Below are 20,961 nucleotides of genomic sequence, written 5' to 3' on the forward strand. Positions count from 1 at the left end.
TGTGGTGGTCCGGGAGCTTCTCGCGGAGACGGCCGAGGCGGTCTGCGAAGGTCCGTGGGATCCGGGGCCGGCGGCCCGGCTGGTGCACCTGCTCGAGGGCGTGGGCCGGGGCACGGACTTCGGGCGGGTCCTCGGGGCGCGGGTCGCCGAGGAGGCCGATCTCGCCGGGGCCGGTGCCGGCGGGACGGGCCGGGGATTGTCGGAGTTCAAGAGCACCGCGGACTGGTACCGGCACGCCGAACGCGTCACGACCACCGAGACGAACCGGCGCCTGAACCTGGCCGGGTCGTTGCTGCCCCGCCGTGCGCTCACTGGTGAGGCGTTGGTGCCGAGGTACCCGCATCTGGGTGAGGCTGCTGCTGCCGGGGAGGTCTCCGCGGAGGCCGCGGTGATCGCGGTGCGCTGCCTGGACCGGGTGGCCCCGCGGGCCGTCCAGCTCGGCCCGGACGCGGTGCGGATGTGGGAGGCGATGGAGGAGAACCTCGCGCAGGCGGCCCGGCGTTTCGATCCGCGCACTGTCGAGGCCGTGGCCCAGCAGTGGGAGGTCGCGATCGACCAGGACGGCCTCGAGCCCTCCGCGGCGGTCAAGCAGTCCCAGCAGGGACTGTTCTACAAGGGCCGGCGGCAGGGATTGCACCGGTTCCATCTGAACGTCACGACCGCGCAGTTCGAGATCCTCCGCACCGTCACCGGCGCCGCCACCAACCCCCGCACCAACAACGACATCAACGACGAGGCGACCGGAGCGAAGGGATCTGCCGCCGGCGGGCCCGCCGCCGATACGGACCGGCCGGGAGCAGACGGCCCGCTCTCCGGCGTGGCCGCCGACGGGCGGGACGGGCCGGGAGCAGACGGACCGCTATCCGGCGCGGCCGCCGATGCGGGCCCTATTGGCTCCGTGGCCGGCGGGGCGGGAACGGACGCCGGTGGCGGCGTGGACGCCAACGGAGACGAGCACGAGCACGAGCACGAGCACGAGAAGGATCATGGCGACTTCGCGGCCGCCACGGAGAAGACGGCCCGGACGGGCACGAGGAGCGGCGTCGGCGTCGACGCCAACGGACACGAGCACGGGCGTGAGCACGAGCGCGAGAAGGATCATGGCGGTTCCGCGGCCGGCGGGGCGGGAACGACCGCCGGCGGCGGCATCGCCGCCGGCGCTGGCCCTGATCCCGGTCCGGGTCCCGGTGCTTCGGCGGTTCCGGTGGCGTTCCTGCCCGAGCCCGGGGCCGCGCTCGCGGATGAGCGGTCGCGGGCGCAGCAGGAGCTCGACGGGATCCTCGCCGCCCTGAACATCGCGTTGGCCACGGACCGGCTGCCCTCCACCGGCGGCCAGCGCCCCGTCGTCATGGTCACCATCGACCACCAGACCCTGCTGCACCAGACGAACGGAACCGATGCATCCAGCGGCCCGCACGACCAGACGGCCAGTCCTCCAGGGCACTCCGATCGGCCCGGAGGGCCCGGCCGGTCGGCACACCCACCGGGTGGCCGGGACGACGGCCCCCTGGGAGGCCTACCGGATGAGCCGTCGGGTGGTTCGTCGTGGCGGCTGCCCCTCAGCCGGGGCGTCTACACGCCGATGATGCCGCCGGCGCAGCTGCGGGAACTGGCCTGCGACGCGGCGGTGCTGCCGGCCGTGCTCGGCGACCAGGGCCAGGTCCTGGACCTCGGACGCGCCCAACGGACCTTCACTGCCGCCCAACGCCGCGCCCTGACCATCCGCGACCGGGGCTGCACGTTCCCCGGCTGCACGGTCCCGGCGACCTGGTGCGAGGCCCACCACGTCATCCCCTGGCACCAAGGCGGGACCACCGACCTGTCCAACGGGGCCCTGTGCTGCCTGTTCCACCACACCCTGGCCGACAACAGCACCTGGGACATCGACACCAGCACCGGCATCCCACTCTGGAGGCCACCGGCGACCGTCGACCCGCAGAGACCCCTGATGCGCAACCCCTACTTCCACCCCGAAACGGCCGACCAGACAGCACTCCTGCCGCTCGACCCACCCGAACCGACACCCATCCCCTTCTAGGCAGTGGGGCGCCATCGCGACATCGTTGGTCCAGTCACACTCAGGATTCACTACCCGGCTGAAACAGCCGACCGCGAACAAGGCGCCTCGTTCGTGCGACGGGTCCGAACGTGGAGTTGAATGGAGCGTATGACCGATACCGCAGGCACGGCCCCTAGGGCCGCAGCAGACCCGACCGAGCCGGCACCGAGCAACTCCGCGCTCGCGACAGCAGCACCGCACCGCCCGACGCCGCCCGTGGCCCGGAAGGCGCCAGTGGAGCGCAACCATCACGGGGACACATTCGTCGATGATTACGAGTGGCTCCGCGATAAGGAGGATCCGGAGGTCGTCGCTCACTTGAAATCAGAGAACGACTACGCCGAGGCCGTCACGGTCGGACAGCAGCCACTGCGGGACGCGATCTTCAATGAGATCAAGGTCCGGACCGAGGAAACCGATCTCTCCGTGCCCTCCCGCAAGCGCGGCTGGTGGTACTTCGTGCGCACGGAGGAAGGCCAGCAGTACCCGGTCCACTGCCGCGTGGCGGCCCAGGAGACAGGCGACCTGGCCGCCGATTGGACTCCCCCGACGATCGAGCCCGGAGAGCCCTTCGCCGGTGAACAGATCCTCCTCGACGGCAACGCCGAGGCCGAGGGGCAGCCCTTCTTCTCGCTGGGCGGTATGGCCGTCTCGGAGGATGGGCACCTGCTGGCGTACGCCGTCGACAACGCCGGGGACGAACGGTTCACGCTGCGGATCAAGGACCTGCGGACCGGAGACTTGCTACCCGACATCGTGGAGAACGTGTTCTACGGACTGGCGTTCTCGCCCGACGGTCGACGTGTCTACTACACGGTCGTCGACGACTCGTGGCGTCCGCACCAGATCAAGGTCCACGTCCTCGGCACCGATGCGGCGGCAGACGTTGTGCTGTTCGAGGAGGACGATCCGGGCATGTGGACCGGCTTCGATGTCTCCCCCGACCGCACCGAGCTGGTGATCGGCGTCGGGAACTCCGAGTACTCGGAGTCGCTCTCGCTCGATATGACCGACAACGAGGCGAAGCCGCGGCTGCTCCTCTCCCGCGAGGCGCGGGTCCTCCACAGCATGGATCCCATCAGCCTGAACGGCGAGCGACACTATGTGGTGACCCACAACCGGGGCCCGGCCACGGACGACGCCGTCAACAACATGGTCTCCCTGGTCCCCTCCGTCGAGTTCGAGAAGCCGTTCGTCGAGCAGACATGGCAGACCGTCGTGGAGCACCGCGACGACGTCAAGGTCGAGGGCACCGCCGTGACCCGCACGCACCTGATCGTCTCGGTGCGCAAGGACACGACCGAGCGCGTCCAGATCCTGCCGCTCTCCGGGCTGGGGACCCCCGAGCAGACCGAACCCGTGGAGCCGGAGTTCGACGAGGCGCTGTACACCTGCGCCCTCGCCGGGGCCGAGTTCGAGTCGCCGGTCATCCGGTTGGTCTACACGTCCTTCCTCACCCCGTCGTCCGTCTACGACTACGTTCTCGCCAGCGGTGCCCTGGAGCTTCGGAAGGAGACGACGGTCCACCACTACGACCGCGCTCAGTACGTCGCCGAGCGGGACTGGGCCACGGCTGCCGACGGCACGCGGATCCCGATCACAGTCATCCGCCACCGCTCGGTCCAGCCGGACGGCACCAATCCGGCGCTCGTCTACGGCTACGGCAGCTACGAGATCAGCATGGACCCCGCCTTCGGGATTCCGCGGCTCAGCGTGCTGGACCGGGGCGTGGTCTTCGTGATCGCGCATGTGCGCGGCGGCGGCGAGCTGGGGCGCCGGTGGTACGAGGACGGAAAGAAGCTCGCGAAGAAGCACTCGTTCACGGACTTCGTTTCGGTCACGGAGCACGTGATCGAGCGCGGCTGGGCCGCACCGGATCGCATCGCGGCCATGGGTGGATCCGCTGGTGGCCTGCTGATGGGGGCCGTGGTGAACCTCGCCCCGCAGCTCTACCGGGCCGTGGTCGCCCAAGTCCCCTTCGTGGATGCGCTCACGTCCATCCTTGATCCGGAGCTGCCGCTCTCCGCACTCGAATGGGAGGAGTGGGGCAATCCGATCGAAGACCGCGAGGTCTACGAGTACATGAAGTCCTACTCGCCCTACGAGAACATCGCACCAGTGCCGTACCCACGGATCGCCGCCGTGACGAGCTTCAATGACACGCGCGTCCTCTACGTCGAACCGGCCAAGTGGGTGCAGAAGCTCCGCGACGTCACGACCGGCGACGAGCCGATCGTCATGAAGATCGAGATGGACGGCGGACATGGCGGCGCCTCCGGCCGCTACGAAGGCTGGAAAGACCGCGCCTGGGACTACGCGTTCGTGCTCGACGCGCTCGGCGCCGTCGAACGGGTGGCGGAGGTCGAACCGCTGGACGGCGCTCGCGTCCGATAGGAGCGGCCCGAACGTACGAGCTGGACCCGGCAGGGTTCCCCGGACGCGGAAGCGGCCCGGCGGCACGTGAGGTGCCGCCGGGCCGCTTGCCTGCGGGGTAAGGGGCAGGCGACCCTCAGAGGTTGATGACGCTCTCCGCCAGGAGGACGGCTGCGATGAAGGTCGACGAGAACGTCACCATGGCGACGATCACGATCTTCCAGTTCAGCGTCTTCAGTGCCTTGACATCCCGTCCGAGGTTCAGACCCAGGAGGGCGATCGAGGCGAGGCCGACGAACAGCGCGTCCAGGTGCTGGGTGGCTGCGATGACGGTCGGTGCCGTGGGCATGAATGGTGCGGACACGAGCGTGGCCAGCGCCAGGACCCAGACGCTCGGCGGCACCGAGCGGAACTTCCGGGCCAGCACGAACGCCACGGCGGTCAGTGCCCCGAGGATGATGATGCCCCCGGCGTCGGCCCAGCTGATGCTCCTGGTGCCGACGAAGTTGAGGAGGAGGCCCACGGCCAGCGTGACGGCGAAGGCGAAGACCCAGGTCCTCGGCGTCATCCTCACTTCCGGGTCTGCCACTACCGCCGTCACGTCGACGTCTTGATCGCGCTGGCGGGCGGCAGCCCCCCGCTTGCTCCGCACGCTGCGGCCCTCGTCGTCCCGGCCGAAGACCTTCGCCCAGAACTTGTACAGCCGCTGCGCCAGCGGCAGCGAGAGGAACACGCCCGCGTAGAAGCCGACCAGGTTGGTGACGAGGTTCGACAGCGCGGCGAGGGCCAGGATCTCCGTGGCGCTCTCCGGGTAGAGGATCGACAGGGCCGCGACGCCGCCCATCATCATCGATCCGGATCCGAGGCCGAGTCCGAGCGCCAGGGAACGGGGGTCGAAGATGCCTGTTCCACCGAGCAGGCCCGCCAGCAGGGAGACGAAGACGGCGCCGAACACGCTGCCCAGCAGCCAGACAGAGAACACGCCGCGGTAGATCGGGTGCTTCACGCCGAACTTCTGCAGTGCGTAGGCGAGGTAGGACTCGCGGTCGATGGCCCACGTGGCACCGATCGCGACGCGTCCGAGCCCCAGGCCCACGGCCACCGGCAGCGCGAGGAGCACGGTACCGAAGATGTGGCCGACTTCCTGGAGCAGGATGGCCGGGCCGATGTCGGTCAGCTGGCTGAGAGCCGGGCCCACGTTCACGCCCAGCGCGGCCAAGAAGAGGACGATGCTGATGTCGAGCAGCACGGAGGAGACGGCGCGGCTCTGGCCGGAGAGAGGCTTGAGCCGCTGCACGCCGATGATCGCACCCAGCAGGACGGCCCACAGGATCGGCATGAGGACGATCGCCGCATTCCCGACCTCGATCTTGTGCGTTCCGAGCATGATCGCCACGACGCAGATCGCGGTCGATAGGAAGATCATTCCCGTCCACTGCCGTGCCCTGGGTGTGAACAGGTCCGACCCGGTGGACACGGGTTCGTCGACGGCGGTCGCCGCGTCCACCTTGCTGGTGGATTGGTTCTCCATAGTCTTGCCTCTCGCAGATATTGGTCGTCGTCAACCAACGCTCTCAATTTGGTATACACGAGTGTAAGCTGGATCACGCCACCCAACAAGGGACGGTGTCACATGTTTCGCCTTCTTTGGCAGGGGATGCGAGAGGTCCACGGGGTCACAGGCGGCACCGGAGCAAATTTGGCATACAGAAGTTCAGGCTTGGAGGAATCTTGATCACGCAGCTCAGCGCACGGTACATACTCGGATTCGACGGGACACGACACGTGCTGATCACCGACGGGCACGTCGTCGTCGAGGACGACAAGGTCCTGTACGTCGGCACCGACTACGACGACCCCGTCGACGAGCGTCGAGACTACGGGCAGAGCCTGATCATGCCCGGCCTGATCGACCTCGACGCATTGACCGACATCGATCACATGATCATCGACTCCTGGCCCACACCGGAGACGGCGCCCGGCCTGCAGTGGTCCCGGGACTACTTCGAGAACCGCCGCCACGACGTCTTCACCCCCGAGCAGCGCCAGGCCGTCCGCAGGTTCGCCCTCGCCCAGCTGGCCCTCCACGGCGTCACCACCTACATGCCGATCGCCTCGGAGATCCACAGCACGTGGGCGGAGACGTTCGACGAGCTCGCCGGCATGACCGAGACCAGCCTGCAGATCGGGCTGCGCGGTTTCCTCGGACCGGCCTACCGTTCCGGCATCAACGTCACCGACGACGACGGCGAGCGCGTGGTCCTCTTCGACGAGGAGGAGGGCCACCGGGGCCTGGCCGACGCGCTGCGCTTCCTCGACTATGCGGCGGAGCTCGACCACCCACTGGTCACCGGGGTGCTGCTCCCCTGCCGCATCGAGACGCTCTCGGACGAGCTCATGCGCGCCACGGCGCGCGCCGCCGTCGAACGGGATGCGCTGGTCCGCCTGCATTGCCTGCAGTCACCCGCGGAGGATGGCTTCCTGGCGGAGCGGGTCGGCCGCACGACGTTGGAGCAGTTGGTCGACACGGGGCTCCTCGACGCGCGGCTCCTGGTCCCGCACGGCATCGTCATCGATGCCCTGGAGCCCGGGGCCGCCGCGGACGACGGACCCCTGGGCGTCCTGGCCCGGAACGACGTGAGCATCATTCACTGCCCGCTGACGAGTTTCCACTACTCCAAGGCCCTCCGGTCCTTCGATGCCTTCAAGGCGGCCGGAGTCAACATGTGCCTGGGCACCGACTCCTTCCCGCCGGACCTCATCAAGGGCATCGACGTCGGAACGCACCTGGCCCGGCTCGTCGAGGAGCGGCTGGACGCCGGCCGGATCTCCGATTTCTTCGATGCCGCGACCCTCGGCGGCGCAGCAGCGCTCGGACGCCCCGATCTGGGGCGGATCGCCCCGGGTGCGCAGGCCGACCTGACGATCGCCTCGCTGACGGACTTCCGCGACGGTGCGGTCGAGGACCCGCTGCGCACGCTGATCCTCAACGGCTCGGCCCGCAACGTCACCGACACCTTCGTCGCCGGACAGCCAGTGGTCGTCGACGGCGGGCTGCCCGGCATCGACCTGGAGGAGCTGCGGGCCGAGGGGCAGGCGCTCTTCGACCAGATGGTCGCCGCCTACTCCGAACGCGACTACCGCCGGCGCGGCACGGAGGAGCTGTTCCCCGCCACCTACCCGGCCGCGCAGTCAGCGGAGGTTGCCACCGAGCTGGCGAATTCCTGACGGCCGGCCGACGGCCCGACGAGAACGAGGCGGCACCGGATCGATCGATCCGGTGCCGCCTCGTTTCGTTTCGTGCGGTGCGGCTGCGTCGCCGGGCTCAGTAGCTCTCGGCGACGGAGAGAACCTTCAATCCGTCCGCGACCACCCGGCCGTCGTGGATCACGGTGCGGTCGGTGCCGCGGTCCATGACGGTGGAGGCGATGGTCTCGCCGTCGACCAGCACCAGGTCCGCGCGGTCGCCGACGGCGACGCCGGGCCGGTCCGACAGTGACGCCAGGCGCGGGACGTCGTGGCTCATGATGGACGCGCCGCCGATGGTCGCGATGGCCAGTGCGTGCCCGATCAGCTCGTCCCGGCGGAAGCCGTTGACGAAGGCCAGCTGCCACGTGCGGTCGAGGAGATCGCAGTTGCCGTAGGGGCTCCAGTAGTCGCGCTGGCCGTCCTCGCCCAAGCCGATCCGGACGCCGGCGCGCGTCAGCTCGGCGATCGGGAGGTGATCGGTGATGCTCGGCGCCACCGTGGTCCACGAGATGTCCAGCTCGGCGAAGAGCTCGACCAGCCGGCGCGTCGTCGCCTCGTCGACGCCGCCGAGCCCGAACGCGTGGGAGATGTTGACCTTGCCCTGCATCCCCAGGGCGCGGGTGCGCTCGGCGATCAGCTCGGTGGAGAACACGCCCATCGTGCCCATCTCGTGGAGGTGGATGTCCACCTCCACCTGATGCTTCTCCGCCAGGGCGAAGACGGTGTCGAGGTGGCGAGCGGGGTCGCGGTCCAACTGGCACGGGTCGATCCCGCCCATGACGTCGGCGCCGGCCCGGAGCGCGTCATCGAGGTATTTCTCGGTTCCGGGCTCCCGGAAGATGCCGGCCTGGGGGAAGACCATGACCTGCACGTCGGCCTCGCTCGCGAACTTCTCCTTCGCCGCGACGACCGCCTCGTACTTCTCGAGCCTGCAGTCGACGTCGACCTGCGCGAAGGTGCGCACCCGGGTGGCGCCCCGCGCGATCATGCGCTCCAGGGTGCCCGCCACGCGCTCGGGCAGATCGATCTCCGCGTGGCGCCAGTTCTCCCGGTCGTTCATCATCATGGTCCAGACTCCGGGCCCGCCCGTGTGCTCGCGGAACGGCAGCCCGATTCGCGTCGAGTCGAGATGGACGTGCACATCCGAGAAGGAGGGGATCAGGATGCGTCCGCGGCCCTCGACGTCGGATGGACCGAGCTCCCGGGCCGGATCATGGGCGGTGACTGCCGTGATGCGGTCGCCCTCGAGGAGGACGTCACTGGCTTCTCCGGCCCACGGCCGGACATTACTGATGAGCATGGGCTTCCTCCCGAAACGTGATGTGGGCGACGTGAGAACTGTATACCAGACGCACTGGTTGTCAGGGTCGCTCCCGGCGCGGCTCAGGCCAGGCGCTGCCCCGTGGCCTCCGCCGCGTTGATCCTGCTGGTCTCCAGGTGCTGGACGACCAGGGACTCCATGACGCTCGCGTCGCGACGGGCGAGGGCGTCGTAGAGTCCGACGTGCTCGCGTGCGATCCCCTCGAGGTCGTGGTGCTGCGAGAGCAACCAGCGCATCCGGGCGGAGAGGGAGCCCTGGACCTCCAGGAGGAGGTCGTTGCCGGCCATCCGCGTCACGATCTCGTGGAAGCGCACCCCGGCCCGGCGGGCGGCGACCGCCTCGCCGGCCTGGGCGGCCTCCAGCTCCTCCTGCAGCGCCTGGTGCAGCTCCTCCAGCGCGGCACGCGAGCGGCGCTGGGCGGCCAGCTTGAAGGTGAGGACCTCGAGTGCGGCGCGCACCTCGATCAGGTCAGCGATGTCCGAGGCGGTGAATTCGCGGACGATGGCCCAGCTCCGCGGACGTGGGGTGACGAGGCCCTCGCCGACGAGGGCCTGAAGCGCCTCGCGGACGGGGAGTCGGCTGACGCCGAGTTCCTCCGCCAGGTCCCGCTCGACGAGCTTGCTGCCCGGGGCGCGGACCCCGTCGATGATCTCGTTGCGGATCTGCTCGGTGACACGGACCGATTCCGGCTTGAACTCCGCTCGACCCGACATGCTCCGCCCTCCACCGTCATTCGTCGGCCCACGGGACCGCCTTTCGAGATCCTAGGGTATCGGCACCCGCGCCCTAGCTGGACATGTCGACGTCGTACCCGAGGCCGAGCTCCAGGGCGCGGTCGTACGCGAGCCGTCCCACGGCCAGGTCCTGCAGGCCGATGCCGACGGAGTTGAAGAGCGTGATGTCCTCGCCGCTCGTCCGCCCGACGACCTCGCCGCTGATCACCTGCCCGAGCTCGCCGACGATGTCGGTCTCCACGATGACGCCCTCCGAGAGGGCCAGCAGGTACTCCCCGGACTTCGCCGCAGCCGTTCCCCGGTGGTCCACGATTACGCGCGCCCGCGCCATGCCGGCGGAGTCGATCTCCCGCTCCCCCGGCCTCGGCCGCGCCCCCACGGCATTGATGTGTTGCCCCGGGCGGAACCATTCGCCGCGCACGATCGGCTCGACGGACGGCGTCAGCGTGCAGACGACGTCGCTCCCGGTGAAGACGGCCTCGATGCTCTCGGCCGCGACGATCTCCAGGCCGTGGTGCGCCACCGCGGCCCGGAACTCCTCCACTCGCTCGCTGGTGCGGGACCAGACGACGATCCGTTCGATCGGCAGCACGCACAGCATCGCCTCGACATGGGCCACGGCGAGCGCCCCCGCCCCGACTAGACCGAGCACCCGGGAGTCGGGGCGCGCCAGGTGCCGGCTCGCCACCGCGCTGGCCGCGGCCGTGCGGATCCGCGTGGGCACGCGCCCGTCCAGGATCGCGAGCGCCTCACCGGTGACGTGGTTGGTCAGCATGATGGTCGAGCGCTGCGTCGGCAGCCCCCGTTCCGCATTGGAGGGGATGTCGGCGAGCAGCTTCACCGACGCCATGGCCTCCCCCGCGGCGATGCCGGGCATGACGATGAAGCTCGAGTCCACCGGCGGGACGCCCATGGCCACGGGCGTCGGCTGGGCCGCGGAGCCGCGAGCGGAGTCGGCGAAGACGCGCTCCACGGCCTCCACGGTCGACGGCATGTCGATGGCAGCCTGCAGAGACGAGGCGTTCAGGATCAAGGTCATGGAGCCAGCCCTTTCACGGACGGAGTGTCGTTCGTTACATCGTACCCCGAATTTGGTATGCCAAATAGCGCACAGAGCGAGCCGGGCCGACTCAAGACGCGCGGCGCGGAACCGACATCGGCGAAACCTCGATGCGACGCATACTTGACGCGGGTCACACTTCCGGTATTACCTAATGATCGTTCGGTAAATAAAACAGGAGGTCCGCCGATGACTGAGGCCACCGCCGAGGAACTCGGCAGCACGCCGGAGACGCTCGACCATCCGATCCTGGCCGACGACCGCACCGCCGCCTGGCTGGGGTTGAAGGTCCTCCGCCTCGCGGACGGCCACGCCACCACCACCATGACGCTTCGCGAGGAGATGCTGAACGGCTTCGGCATCGCCCACGGCGGCATGATCTTCGCCTTCGCGGACACCACCTTCGCCCTCGCGTGCAACCCGCATCTCGGCAGCGCCGACACCATCACCGTGGCCTCCGGCGTCGACGTCAACTTCCTGCGCTCCGGCATCCCGGGGCGCACCCTCACGGCGATCGCCGACCGCCGTGCCCAGACCGGGCGCAGCGGCCTCTACGACGTGCAGATCCTTCAATCGGTCCCGGGCGGCGAGGACGAGGTCATCGCGGAGTTCCGCGGCCGCTCGCGCACCGTCCCGAAACGCTAGTCCCCGCGGCGGGCCGGCATCCGTCGCGCTCCGCCCGCTCTCCCGCCCCCACTCCCCTCAGGCAGGCCGCAATGACGCAAGCACCCGCAACCCCCGGCTCCCCGCTCCGCAATCCGCTGGATCCGGAGGAGACCATGAGTCGCGACCAGATCGAGTCGATCCAGCTGGAGCGGCTCAAGGAGACGGTCGCGTACGCCTACAACCGGGTGCCCCTGTACAAGCAGAAGTACGACGACGCCGGCGTCCACCCCAGCGACCTGAAGGAACTGGCCGACCTCGCGAAGTTCCCCTTCACGGAGAAGGAGGACCTGCGGCGGACCTACCCGTTCGGCATGTTCGCGGTGCCGCGCGAGGAGGTGGCCCGCATCCACGCGTCGTCGGGCACCACCGGCCGGCCGACCGTCGTCGGATACACGGCCACGGACCTGGACAACTGGGCCGGGCTCGGCGCGCGCTGCCTGCGGCTCTCCGGCGTCAAGCCGGGCTGGCGGGTCCACAATGCCTACGGTTACGGTCTCTTCACCGGCGGCCTCGGCGCGCACGCCGCCGCCGAGAAGCTGGGCACCACGGTCATCCCGATGTCCGGCGGGCAGACGGAGAAGCAGATCACGCTCATCCAGGACTTCCAGCCGGAGGCGATCCTCTGCACCCCCACCTACCTGCTGACGATCGGCGACGCCATGCAGCACACCGGAATCGACCCGCGGTCGACGTCGCTGAAGGTCGCGGTGCTCGGCGCGGAGCCGTGGACCGAGGAGATGCGCCACGAGCTCGAGGAGATGTTCGACATCGACGCCTGCGACATCTACGGCCTCTCCGAGGTCATGGGTCCGGGCGTGGCCGGCGAGTCCAACGAGGGCAAGGACGGCTCCCACATCTGGGAGGACCACTTCCGTCCGGAGATCGTCGACGCGTTCGACGAGACCCGCGTGCTGCGCGACGGCGAGCACGGCGAGCTGGTCTTCACCTCGCTCACCAAGCAGGCGCTGCCCATCATCCGCTACCGCACCCACGACCTGACCCGGCTCCTCCCGGGCACCGCCCGGCCGGGGCATCGCCGCATGGGCCGCATCACCGGCCGCAGCGACGACATGATCATCCTGCGCGGAGTGAACCTCTTCCCCACCCAGATCGAGGAGCTGATCCTCAAGGTCTCCGGCCTCTCGCCGCACTTCCAGCTCGAGATCACCCGGCCGAACCGCATGGACGAGCTTACCGTCAAGGTCGAGCGGCGGGAGGACTGCACCTCCGACCGGGCCCGGGCGGCCGCCGGGGAGCTGCAGAAGCTGATCAAGATCCACATCGGCTCCAGCTGCCGGATCGACGTCGTCGACCCCGAGTCCCTCCCCCGGTCCGTGGGCAAGCTGAAGCGCATCTACGACCTCCGCGACAAGTAGCCCACGGGCCCGGCCCGCAACCGCAACCGCAACCGCAACCGCAACCGCAACCGCCACCGCCACCGCCACCGCCACCGCCACCGCCACCGAGAGCGTGAAAGAATGGCTTCCATGCCCCACACCGCCGAAGCCGACTCCGACGCGCTCTCCCCGGGCGCCAAGCGCGGCCGCCCCGGCTACGACCAGGACTCGGTCCTGAACGTCGCCGTGCAGGTGTTCAACAAACACGGCTACGACGCGACGTCGATGGGCCTGCTGGCCGAGAACCTCGGCATCAGCAAGTCGGCCATCTACCACCACGTCCCGTCGAAGGGCGACCTACTGCGCCTGGCGCTGGACCAGGCGCTGGTGCCGCTCGAGGCGATCTCCGAGCACGAGCGCGCCCGGACGGGGACGGCCGAGGAACGGCTGGAGTTCTTCCTGCGCAGCACCATCCGCGTGCTGATCGAACGCCAGCCCTACGTGACCCTGCTGCTGCGCCTGCGCGGGAACACGGAGGTCGAGCGGACGGCGCTGGAACGCCGTCGTGCCGTGGACCGGAAGGTCGCCGACCTCGTGGTGGAGGCCCAGCGCGAGGGGACGCTGCGCGAGGACATCGATCCTCGCACCACCACCCGACTGCTGTTCGGCACCATCAACTCCATGGTGGAGTGGTACCGCCCCGACGGGCCGGCCGACGCGCGGCAGGTCGAGGACAACGCCATCGCGATGATGCTCGACGGACTGCACACGCGAAACCTCTGAGCCGCCGCGTCGAGTGCAGGCCCCTCCGGCGGGACCGCGAGCACCGCTGGGCCGTTCGTTCCTCGGCGCCGCTCGGCCCCGGGCCGGCCGCCGCCAGGGTCTCGCCGCGCGGAGCCGCCACCCAGCCCCGGCCGGTAGGATGAACCGCCGTGGATCAGATCTTCTCGACACTCTTCAATCAGCCCCTCGGCAGCGACTCCGCCCTCCAGGTCGCCCTGTCCGCTCTGAGCACCCTGCTGACGGCCGTGGCGCTGATGCTACTGGCCCACCGCAACGACCTCGGCTGGTGGGTGCAGATCGTGGCGGTGTTCGCCGGACCGCTCATCATCGCGCTCACCTTCGGCTACGAGGGCCTGCTCTCCGCCGTTCCCTCGCTGGCCGTGGCGGCCTACGGGCTGTGGCGTTTCAGCCGGTTCGCGCTCCGTGGCCGCTTCACGCGGAACGCGCTCCGGGCACCGCTCCGCCCGCGTCAGTTCGGCTGGGGCCTCGTGCTGGCCGTGCTGCTGACCGCGCTGGGGCTGGGCCAGATGCTCACCAGCGGGTTCGTGTTCCAGTCCGGCACCGCCAGCATCTGGATCGCCTACGGTTGCGCGGCCGTGATCGGCGCGGCACTGGTCGGGATCGCCAACGGCGTGCGGTGGGCCTGGCTGGCGGCCGCGGCCGCTGGAGCCGTGAACGTCGGGGTGCTGGTGGCCGGCGGCGACCCGGCCCTGGGGACGCTGTTCTCCCTGGTCCTGCTCGCTCTGGCCGCCGGCTACGGATGGTTCGTGTGGGGAGCGCTGCCGGCTCCCGACGAGCACGCCGACGTCCGCGGGAGCGGGACGCTGCCCGACGGGGAGAGCGCCGGCGACTACCCGCCGCACCCCTACCGGGACGCTCCGGCCTCGAGCTGACTCCACCCCGCCGACCCGCCGGAGCGCGACCCCGGCGGGGACCTCTGTTGCGCCGTCGTGACGGCCCGGGTTCGATTCGAGCCGCGGCTCCGCTAGATTCACTGTAGGCGGAGACCGGCAAGAATCCGCCCGGGAAAGCGTTATCCCGTAGTTGACACGACCACCCTTTCAACGGCGAAAGAGGAACTATGACCCTGACCGCACCCGCACACGAGTCCGACACCCAGACGGGCGCCCACACCACCAAGTCGGCCGGACACGTCATCGTCGACACACTCGTCGCCCACGGCGTGAAGCGCACGTATGTGGTCCCCGGCGAGAGCTATCTGGACGTGCTGGACGGGCTCCACGAGTCCGTCATCGACACGGTGGTCTGCCGCCACGAGGGCGGCGCCGCCTACATGGCCGAGGCGGACGGCAAGATGCAGGAGGTCCCGGGCGTCGCCATGGTGACCCGCGGCCCGGGCGCGGCCAACGCACACGTCGGCCTGCACACCGCCTGGCAGGACTCGACGCCGATGGTGCTGTTCGTCGGGCTCATCCCGTTCGAGCATCGCGACCGCGAGGCGTTCCAGGAGTTCTCCCCCAAGGCCTGGTTCAGCTCCGGCGCCAAGCGCGTGATGGTCCTGGACCACGCCGAGCGGGCCTCGGAGATCGTCGCCGAGGCCATGTTCGCGGCCGTCTCCGGCCGGCCGGGACCCGTCGTGGTCGGGCTGCCGGAGGACATCATCAAGCGCGAGATCCCTTCGGCCCTGCACCCGCCGATCCCCGTTGCAACCGGCGGCATGACCGTCACCGATTGGAAGGCGCTCAAGGACGCGCTCGAGGAGGCGGAGAAGCCGCTGTTCGTCTTCGGAGGCAACGACTGGACCCCCGAAGGCGCCGAGGCGTTCACCCGATGGCTCGAGGATCACCACCTCCCGGCCGCCGCGGAGTGGCGGTGCGAGGGCACGGTTCCGTTCGCCTCGCCGTCGTACGTGGGGCCGATCGGCTACGGTCGCCCGAAGCCGACCTACGACCTGCTCGAGGAGACGGATCTGCTGGTCTTCGTCGGCACCGTGCCCGGCGATGTGATCACCGACGGCTTCAACGTCCGCCAGAACTGGGACCAGAAGAACTTCCTCATCACCATGGACCCGTCGCTGCGCGGACGCTCCGGGCCCGTCACGCACCAGATCGTCGCGAAGCCGGACGTGTTCGTGCGGGACCTGGTCCGCATGGACCTGCCGGTGAAGGAGGAGTGGGTCGAGTGGACCTCGCGGATGCGCGGCGAGCAGGAGAAGTTCGCGGCGCTGCCCTCCGCCGACCCGACGGACGGGCCGGCGCGCATGGACACGCTGATGGCCAATCTGGTGCCGCGGCTGCCCGAGGACGCCATGGTGACCTTCGGAGCCGGCGAGCACACCAACTGGGCGCACCGCTACTTCCCGACCAACGGGTACGCGTCGATGCTCTCGGCGCGCAATGGCTCGATGGGCTACTCCGTGCCGTCGGCCGTGGCGGCATCGCTGCGCTACCCGGACCGGACGGTGGTCACCATCGCCGGCGACGGCGAGTTCCTCATGAACGGCCAGGAGCTGGCCACGGCGGCCCAGTACGGCGCCACTCCCCTGGTGGTGGTCATGGACAACCAGGAATACGGGACCATCCGCACCCACCAGGAGCGCGACTACCCCGAGCGCGTCTCCGGCACACAGCTGAAGAACCCGGACTTCGCGCTCATGGCCCGGGCCTTCGGAGGTTTCGGGGTGCGCGTCGAGCACGACGGCGACGTGCCGGCGGCCGTCGACGCCGCCCTGGCGGCGACTGCGGAGGGCAGCTTCGCGCTCATCCACCTGATCGTGGAGCAGCGCGTCAAGGCCTACTGAGTGCAGCGCGTCACGGCGTATCGAGCGCGGCGCGCCGAGGCCTGCTGAGTGCAGCGCGGCACGGCGTACTGAACGCGGCGCGTCAGCGCGGACCGAACCCGGGGCGAGGCGAGCGGGCCCGCTACAAGTCGCCGCTGTCGAATCCGTTGAGCTTGTGCGTCCCATCGCAGAACGGCTTGATCGCCGATCCGCCGCAGCGGCAGAGCGCGACGGTCCGGCGGTTCGCCGGGACAGGACTCCCCGTCGCGTCGACGAGCTGGAAGTCGCCCCGGACCAGCAGCGGCCCGTTCGGGCACAGGACGATGTCCGGCCCGGCGCGGGCCGCGTCGGCGCCCTCAGGCGCGCCGGCGTCGTGGTCCCTGCTGCCGCGGACTCCTGGTCCGTGGACAGCGGCTCCGTGTTCTGCGGTTCCGTGTTCTGCGGTTCCGTGTTCTGCGGTTCCGTGTTCTGCGGGTACGTGGGCTCCGGTGCCGTGGACCGCAGCCCCGGGCTGGTCGGGGCGCGGTTCGTCGCCTTGGGGCGGGGCCTCGTGGCGGTCCTCCCGGCGCCGATCGGGCGTGGCATCAGGCATCGTCGGCCCCCGTTGCGGGCGCGGTTGCCCCGGCGACGCGGGGAGCGGCCCCGCCGGCGTGCCGCTGCTGCAGCTCGTGCCTCGAGTGCGCTGCGGTCCTCAGGCGCGAGCCCGCGTAGGGCACGCCGCCGCGCAGGCGGTAGCCGACGGCCAGCCAGATGCAGACCGCACGTTCGAGCAGCCAGACCGGAGCCCACAGCGGCGCGGACCGGTCGAACGCCCCCTCGGCGCCGCGGCGGCCCCAGCAGGCGGCCCCGATCGCGGCGAGGACGAGCACGAGCAGACGCGGCGGCCGACGGGCGGCCCAGAGGAGCAATGGGGCCAGCGACAGCTCGGCGGCCAGGCGGCCCGGCTGGGCGAAGTCGTCGTAGGCCTGCCGGATGCGCTGCCCGACGAAGTGGCGCACCGTCGGCGGCAGGCGGGGCACGCAGAGATCCCGGGCGATCACCTCGCGGCCCCCGGCGGCGCGGATGGTGCGGATCAGCTCCAGATTCTCGAAGAGGACATCGCCGTCGTATCCGCCCGCGGCCAGGAGGCGGGAGCGTCGCACGCCGAGCGTCCCCGGGTAGTCGGCACCGAAGGCGCGGTTGAGCAGGGTCCGCCCGGTGTCCCAGCGCGCGTGCCAGGGCAGGGGCGCAAAGTAGTTCTGCGGGCGCACCAGGTCGGCCCCGGCGAGCAGCGCGACGACCCGGTGCAGCGCCTCGGCCCCGTAGCGGACATCGTCGTCCGCCAGGATCAGCCGCTCCTCGCGGGCGTGCGTCACGCCGGTCATGACGCCGGCGACCTTGCCGTTCCCGCCCGGCCAGGGCTCGGGCGGCAGGTGGACCACGCCGGCGGGCAGGGCGGCGGCGTGGGCGCGGAAGAGCTCTGGTGCGGATCCGTCCACGACCGTGACGGGGATCCACTCCACCAGCTGCCGCAGGTAGGAGACGAGCTCGGGCAGACCGGCGTCGTCCCGCCAGCGCAGCGGCAGGACGTACCGGGCGTCCGGGATCACGCGGGGGCCGGAAGCAGCTCGGCCTCCGGCAGCGGCACCAGCAGGGAGCTCTCGCCGCGCCGCCAGGCCTCCAGATTCGCGCTCCCCTGCAGCGCGTCGACGGCGAGGGCTGCCCTCGCGCCGAAGAGCACGTCGTCGAGCAGCTCGGGCTCGGCCGCCACCAGGCCGCCGGCGAGGTCGCGGCCGGCGATCTGCTCGTGCACGGCGTCGGCCTCGACGTGCTCGTCGAAGTAGTCGACGGCGGCGTCGTCGTACCCGTGCTTGCGGAAGCCTCGCGCGTAGTGCTTGTTGGGGATCGACGACGTCATCTCGTAGACGGCCAGATGGCCGCAGATGGCGCCGCGGAGCCGCCGGTGCAGGCCGAAGAGCGACATCATGTTCACTCCGGCCAGCGTCCGGCCCGGGACATGGCCGACGTACGCGCCGAAGGCGTCGTCCAGCCCGGCCGCGCGCATGGTGCCGGCGAAGAGGGCGCTGTGCATCCGGTCCGGGCGGCCCCCGCCGTACTCGTCGGCCTGGATCTCGACCATCGCGGCCTTGGCGCGCCCGCTCAGCCGCGGGATCGCCCAGGTGTGGGGGTCGGCCTCCTTGAGCTGGTACACCGACTTGTGGACGAGGAACTCCTGGAGCTGCCAGCCCGCCGCCTTGCCCCCGATGTACCGGGAGACGCTGGGCCCGTCGTCGGCGGCGACCAAGGCGAAGAGGGTCCGGGCGATGTCTTCGGCCACCGTGCCGGCGTCCCGGGGCGCTGCGCCGCCGTCCGGCGTGTCGCCGTCCTGAGCCGAGCCGGCGGCACCGGGGAGGTCGACGCCGGCCGCCAGCCGGCGCAACTCGGCCTCGAAGGCCGACTCGATGATCGCGCGCACGCGCAGCAGCTCGGGGTCCCACTCCCAGCGCGGGTCGACCCCGTCGAGGCCCCGGTAGTGCAGCTCGTAGAGGCAGTAGAGCGCCAGCTGCACGTCGTCGTCCGCCACCAGGCCGGCCGTCCCGGCCAACGCGCCGACGACGGCGTCCTCCAGTCGGCGCAGCGGCTCGCCGGCGGCGGCCGGGGCCGTGCCGTGGGTGGGAGCCGCACCGCCGTGGGGCGCCGAGGCGAGGACGTCGAGGAGTGCGGAGCTGACCGCTCCGCGGACCGGAGGAAACTTCATGAGAGCAGCCTTTCTCAAGGAGCTGGAGATTCCGTCAGTCTAGACGCCCGAGCCGACGGCGAGCCGCCGCATCAGCCCCCTCCCAGCGATCCCGCAGGAAGGTCTCAGCTACTCCGGCCCGGAGCCTCGACCGGTTCACCCTCCCCCTCGGCCTCCGGGTCGTACGCGAGGTCGAACGGCTCGTCGGTGTACTCCGGCTCGGTGCCCGGCACGGACTCCGGCACCATGACGGCGTCGCCAGCAGTGCCGGCCCTGCGGCGTCGTACCCATTCCTCCGGCGGCAGCACGCGCAGCCAGCGGCGCGTCTGCAGCGGCGGCAGCTCGCCGGCGTCCTCCTTCAGGGCGCGCAGCATGTTGCCCATCATGAGGAAGCCCAGGACGAAGAATGGCAGGCCCACGACCGTGATGAAGTTCTGCAGGACGGCGAGACCCTGGTCGCCCGACGCGAGCAGCAGCGCCGCCGCGACCAGGCCGACCGAGAACGTCCAGAAGACGCGCTGCTTGGTCGGGGCGGGGTCCTCGTGTCCATTGGTCATGGTGTCCAGCACGAGCCCTGCCGAGTCCATGGAGGTGATGAAGAAGACGCCGACGAGGACGATGGCGATCCAGGAGGTCAAGCTCGCCAGCGGGAAGTTGGTCAGGAACTCGAACATGGCCCCGGGGATGTCGCCCTGGTCGACGACGCGGTCCACCAGGCCGCCGTCGCCGTTCATCTCGATGTCGAAGACGCCCATGCCGAAGATGCCGAACCAGACGATCGTGAAGAGCGTGGGCAGCCCGAGGACGCCCATGACGAACTGGCGGATGGTGCGGCCCTTGGAGATCTTGGCGATGAAGATCCCGACGAACGGGGACCAGGTGATGGTCCAGGCCCAGTAGAAGATGGTCCAGCTGTTCTGCCAGCCCGTGTCGTGGAAGGTGTCGTTCCAGAACATCAGCTCCGGGAGCATGTGGAGGTACGTTCCGGCGCTCTCCACCGTGCCCTTGACCATCACCAGCGTGGGGCCCGTGACGAGGACGAAGACGAGCAGGCCGATGGCGACCAGGATGTTGGCGTTGGAGAGGACCTTGATGCCGCGGTTCAGACCGGCGGCGACGGAGACGATCGCGACGCCCGTGACGACGGCGATGATGATCATCTGGGCGACGGCCGACTCGCTGATGCCCGTCAGCTGGGACAGGCCCGCGTTGATCTGCAGCGTGCCGAGTCCGATCGAGACCGCCACGCCGAGCACGGTGCCCACGATCGCGACGGTGTCGATGGCGCGGCCGATCGGACCGTGGATCCGCTCGCCGAGGAACGGCTGGAACATGGAGCTGACGCGCGGCGGCAGCCGTCGCTTGTGGATGAAGTAGGCGAACGCGAGAGCCGGCAGCGTGAAGATCGTCCACGTGTGGAGGCCGAAGTGGTACAGCGTGAAGCCCATCGCCTCCTGGGCGGCCTCGATGCTCCCGGGCTCGACGCCGGCGCGCGGCGGGTTCGCGAAGTGGGAGACGGGCTCGGCCACGGCCCAGAACATCAGGATGGTGCCGATTCCCGCCGCGAAGAGCATGGCGAACCAGGCCTTGTCCGAGTGCTCGGGCCCCTGGTCCTCGTCGCTGAGCCGCACCCGGCCCCACCGGCTCATGGCCATGTAGACGAGGAAGAAGAGGAAGACCGTGACGCCGAAGATGTAGAACCAGCCGAGATTGGTGAGCAGCCAGCCGGACGCCTGCTCGAACAGGGCGCCCATGGGTTCGACGAACACGATGGTCAGCACCGCGAACACGACCACGATCGCGGCGGATATGAAGAAGAGGAAGGAGCTGGTGCGCAGCCCCCACCGGTCGGCCAGTCTCGACAGCGCAGTCATGGGTCGTCACCTCGGAAATCGGTTGTCAGAACGCTGGTTCCCTGCCAAC

General features: G+C 70.0%; 16 protein-coding genes. 8 read left to right on the forward strand and 8 right to left on the reverse strand.

The genetic code is table 11. From position 1 onward, the window contains the following. Together RIN46_RS09690 and RIN46_RS09695 are read left to right on the forward strand one after the other, a co-directional pair. Positions 1 to 2,038, forward strand: a 2,038-nt coding sequence (locus tag RIN46_RS09690) for a DUF222 domain-containing protein (RefSeq protein WP_309109459.1), incomplete at its 5' end; no start/stop codon positions are given. A 129-nt stretch (positions 2,039 to 2,167) separates the two neighbouring features. Continuing rightward, positions 2,168 to 4,453, forward strand: a complete 2,286-nt coding sequence (locus RIN46_RS09695) for a S9 family peptidase (protein ID WP_309082243.1) — start codon at positions 2,168 to 2,170, stop codon at positions 4,451 to 4,453. Positions 4,454 to 4,568: 115 nt separating this feature from the next. On the opposite strand, the gene RIN46_RS09700 is transcribed toward RIN46_RS09695, so the two are convergent. Then, positions 4,569 to 5,963 (reverse strand): DUF3100 domain-containing protein, encoded by a 1,395-nt coding sequence (locus RIN46_RS09700; protein WP_309082242.1) that lies wholly within the window; start codon positions 5,961 to 5,963, stop codon positions 4,569 to 4,571. Between the two features lie 200 nt (positions 5,964 to 6,163). Between RIN46_RS09700 and RIN46_RS09705 the strand changes: the two genes are divergently transcribed. Beyond that, entirely contained in the window at positions 6,164 to 7,660 is a 1,497-nt protein-coding gene (locus tag RIN46_RS09705) for a chlorohydrolase family protein (RefSeq protein ID WP_309082241.1), read from the forward strand. Between the two features lie 97 nt (positions 7,661 to 7,757). Here the strand turns inward: RIN46_RS09705 and RIN46_RS09710 are convergent, their stop codons facing one another. The 3 genes from RIN46_RS09710 to RIN46_RS09720 all read right to left on the reverse strand — a co-directional run bounded on the left by RIN46_RS09710 (position 7,758) and on the right by RIN46_RS09720 (position 10,775). After that, the gene (locus RIN46_RS09710; protein ID WP_309082240.1) at positions 7,758 to 8,981 is read right to left on the reverse strand and encodes an amidohydrolase family protein; all 1,224 of its coding nucleotides are present in this window, start codon (positions 8,979 to 8,981) and stop codon (positions 7,758 to 7,760) included. A gap of 83 nt (positions 8,982 to 9,064) precedes the next feature. Beyond that, positions 9,065 to 9,715: a GntR family transcriptional regulator gene (locus tag RIN46_RS09715; RefSeq protein ID WP_309082239.1), complete on the reverse strand. Its 651-nt coding sequence runs from the start codon at positions 9,713 to 9,715 to the stop codon at positions 9,065 to 9,067. Positions 9,716 to 9,788: 73 nt separating this feature from the next. After that, positions 9,789 to 10,775: an ornithine cyclodeaminase family protein gene (locus tag RIN46_RS09720; protein ID WP_309082238.1), complete on the reverse strand. Its 987-nt coding sequence runs from the start codon at positions 10,773 to 10,775 to the stop codon at positions 9,789 to 9,791. A 210-nt stretch (positions 10,776 to 10,985) separates the two neighbouring features. On the opposite strand from RIN46_RS09720, the gene RIN46_RS09725 reads away from it, so the two are divergent. The 5 genes from RIN46_RS09725 (at position 10,986) to RIN46_RS09745 (ending at position 16,343) form a co-directional block, all read left to right on the forward strand. Next, positions 10,986 to 11,441: a hotdog fold thioesterase gene (locus tag RIN46_RS09725; RefSeq protein WP_309082237.1), complete on the forward strand. Its 456-nt coding sequence runs from the start codon at positions 10,986 to 10,988 to the stop codon at positions 11,439 to 11,441. A gap of 71 nt (positions 11,442 to 11,512) precedes the next feature. Next, positions 11,513 to 12,838 (forward strand): AMP-binding protein, encoded by a 1,326-nt coding sequence (locus RIN46_RS09730; protein ID WP_309082236.1) that lies wholly within the window; start codon positions 11,513 to 11,515, stop codon positions 12,836 to 12,838. 111 nt (positions 12,839 to 12,949) lie between these two features. Next, complete coding sequence (locus RIN46_RS09735; protein ID WP_309082235.1) at positions 12,950 to 13,582, forward strand: TetR/AcrR family transcriptional regulator; 633 nt, start codon at positions 12,950 to 12,952, stop codon at positions 13,580 to 13,582. 149 nt (positions 13,583 to 13,731) lie between these two features. Next, positions 13,732 to 14,475 (forward strand): nicotinamide mononucleotide transporter, encoded by a 744-nt coding sequence (locus RIN46_RS09740; RefSeq protein ID WP_309082234.1) that lies wholly within the window; start codon positions 13,732 to 13,734, stop codon positions 14,473 to 14,475. A 188-nt stretch (positions 14,476 to 14,663) separates the two neighbouring features. Then, positions 14,664 to 16,343: a thiamine pyrophosphate-dependent enzyme gene (locus tag RIN46_RS09745; protein ID WP_309082233.1), complete on the forward strand. Its 1,680-nt coding sequence runs from the start codon at positions 14,664 to 14,666 to the stop codon at positions 16,341 to 16,343. A 121-nt stretch (positions 16,344 to 16,464) separates the two neighbouring features. On the opposite strand, the gene RIN46_RS09750 is transcribed toward RIN46_RS09745, so the two are convergent. The 4 genes from RIN46_RS09750 to RIN46_RS09765 form a co-directional block, all read right to left on the reverse strand. After that, the gene (locus RIN46_RS09750) at positions 16,465 to 16,914 is read right to left on the reverse strand and encodes a CDGSH iron-sulfur domain-containing protein (RefSeq protein WP_309082232.1); all 450 of its coding nucleotides are present in this window, start codon (positions 16,912 to 16,914) and stop codon (positions 16,465 to 16,467) included. Next, complete coding sequence (locus tag RIN46_RS09755) at positions 16,907 to 17,911, reverse strand: glycosyltransferase family 2 protein (RefSeq protein ID WP_309082231.1); 1,005 nt, start codon at positions 17,909 to 17,911, stop codon at positions 16,907 to 16,909. Before RIN46_RS09755 ends, RIN46_RS09750 begins: the two co-directional genes overlap by 8 nt. After that, on the reverse strand, positions 17,908 to 19,059 hold the full coding sequence (locus tag RIN46_RS09760) for an iron-containing redox enzyme family protein (RefSeq protein ID WP_309082230.1): 1,152 nt from the start codon (positions 19,057 to 19,059) through the stop codon (positions 17,908 to 17,910). Before RIN46_RS09760 ends, RIN46_RS09755 begins: the two co-directional genes overlap by 4 nt. 104 nt (positions 19,060 to 19,163) lie before the next feature. After that, positions 19,164 to 20,912, reverse strand: a complete 1,749-nt coding sequence (locus RIN46_RS09765; RefSeq protein ID WP_309082229.1) for a BCCT family transporter — start codon at positions 20,910 to 20,912, stop codon at positions 19,164 to 19,166. Positions 20,913 to 20,961 lie beyond the last annotated feature (49 nt).

It is taken from the genome of Zhihengliuella sp. (genome assembly GCF_031178195.1).
Lineage (GTDB): Bacteria > Actinomycetota > Actinomycetes > Actinomycetales > Micrococcaceae > Zhihengliuella.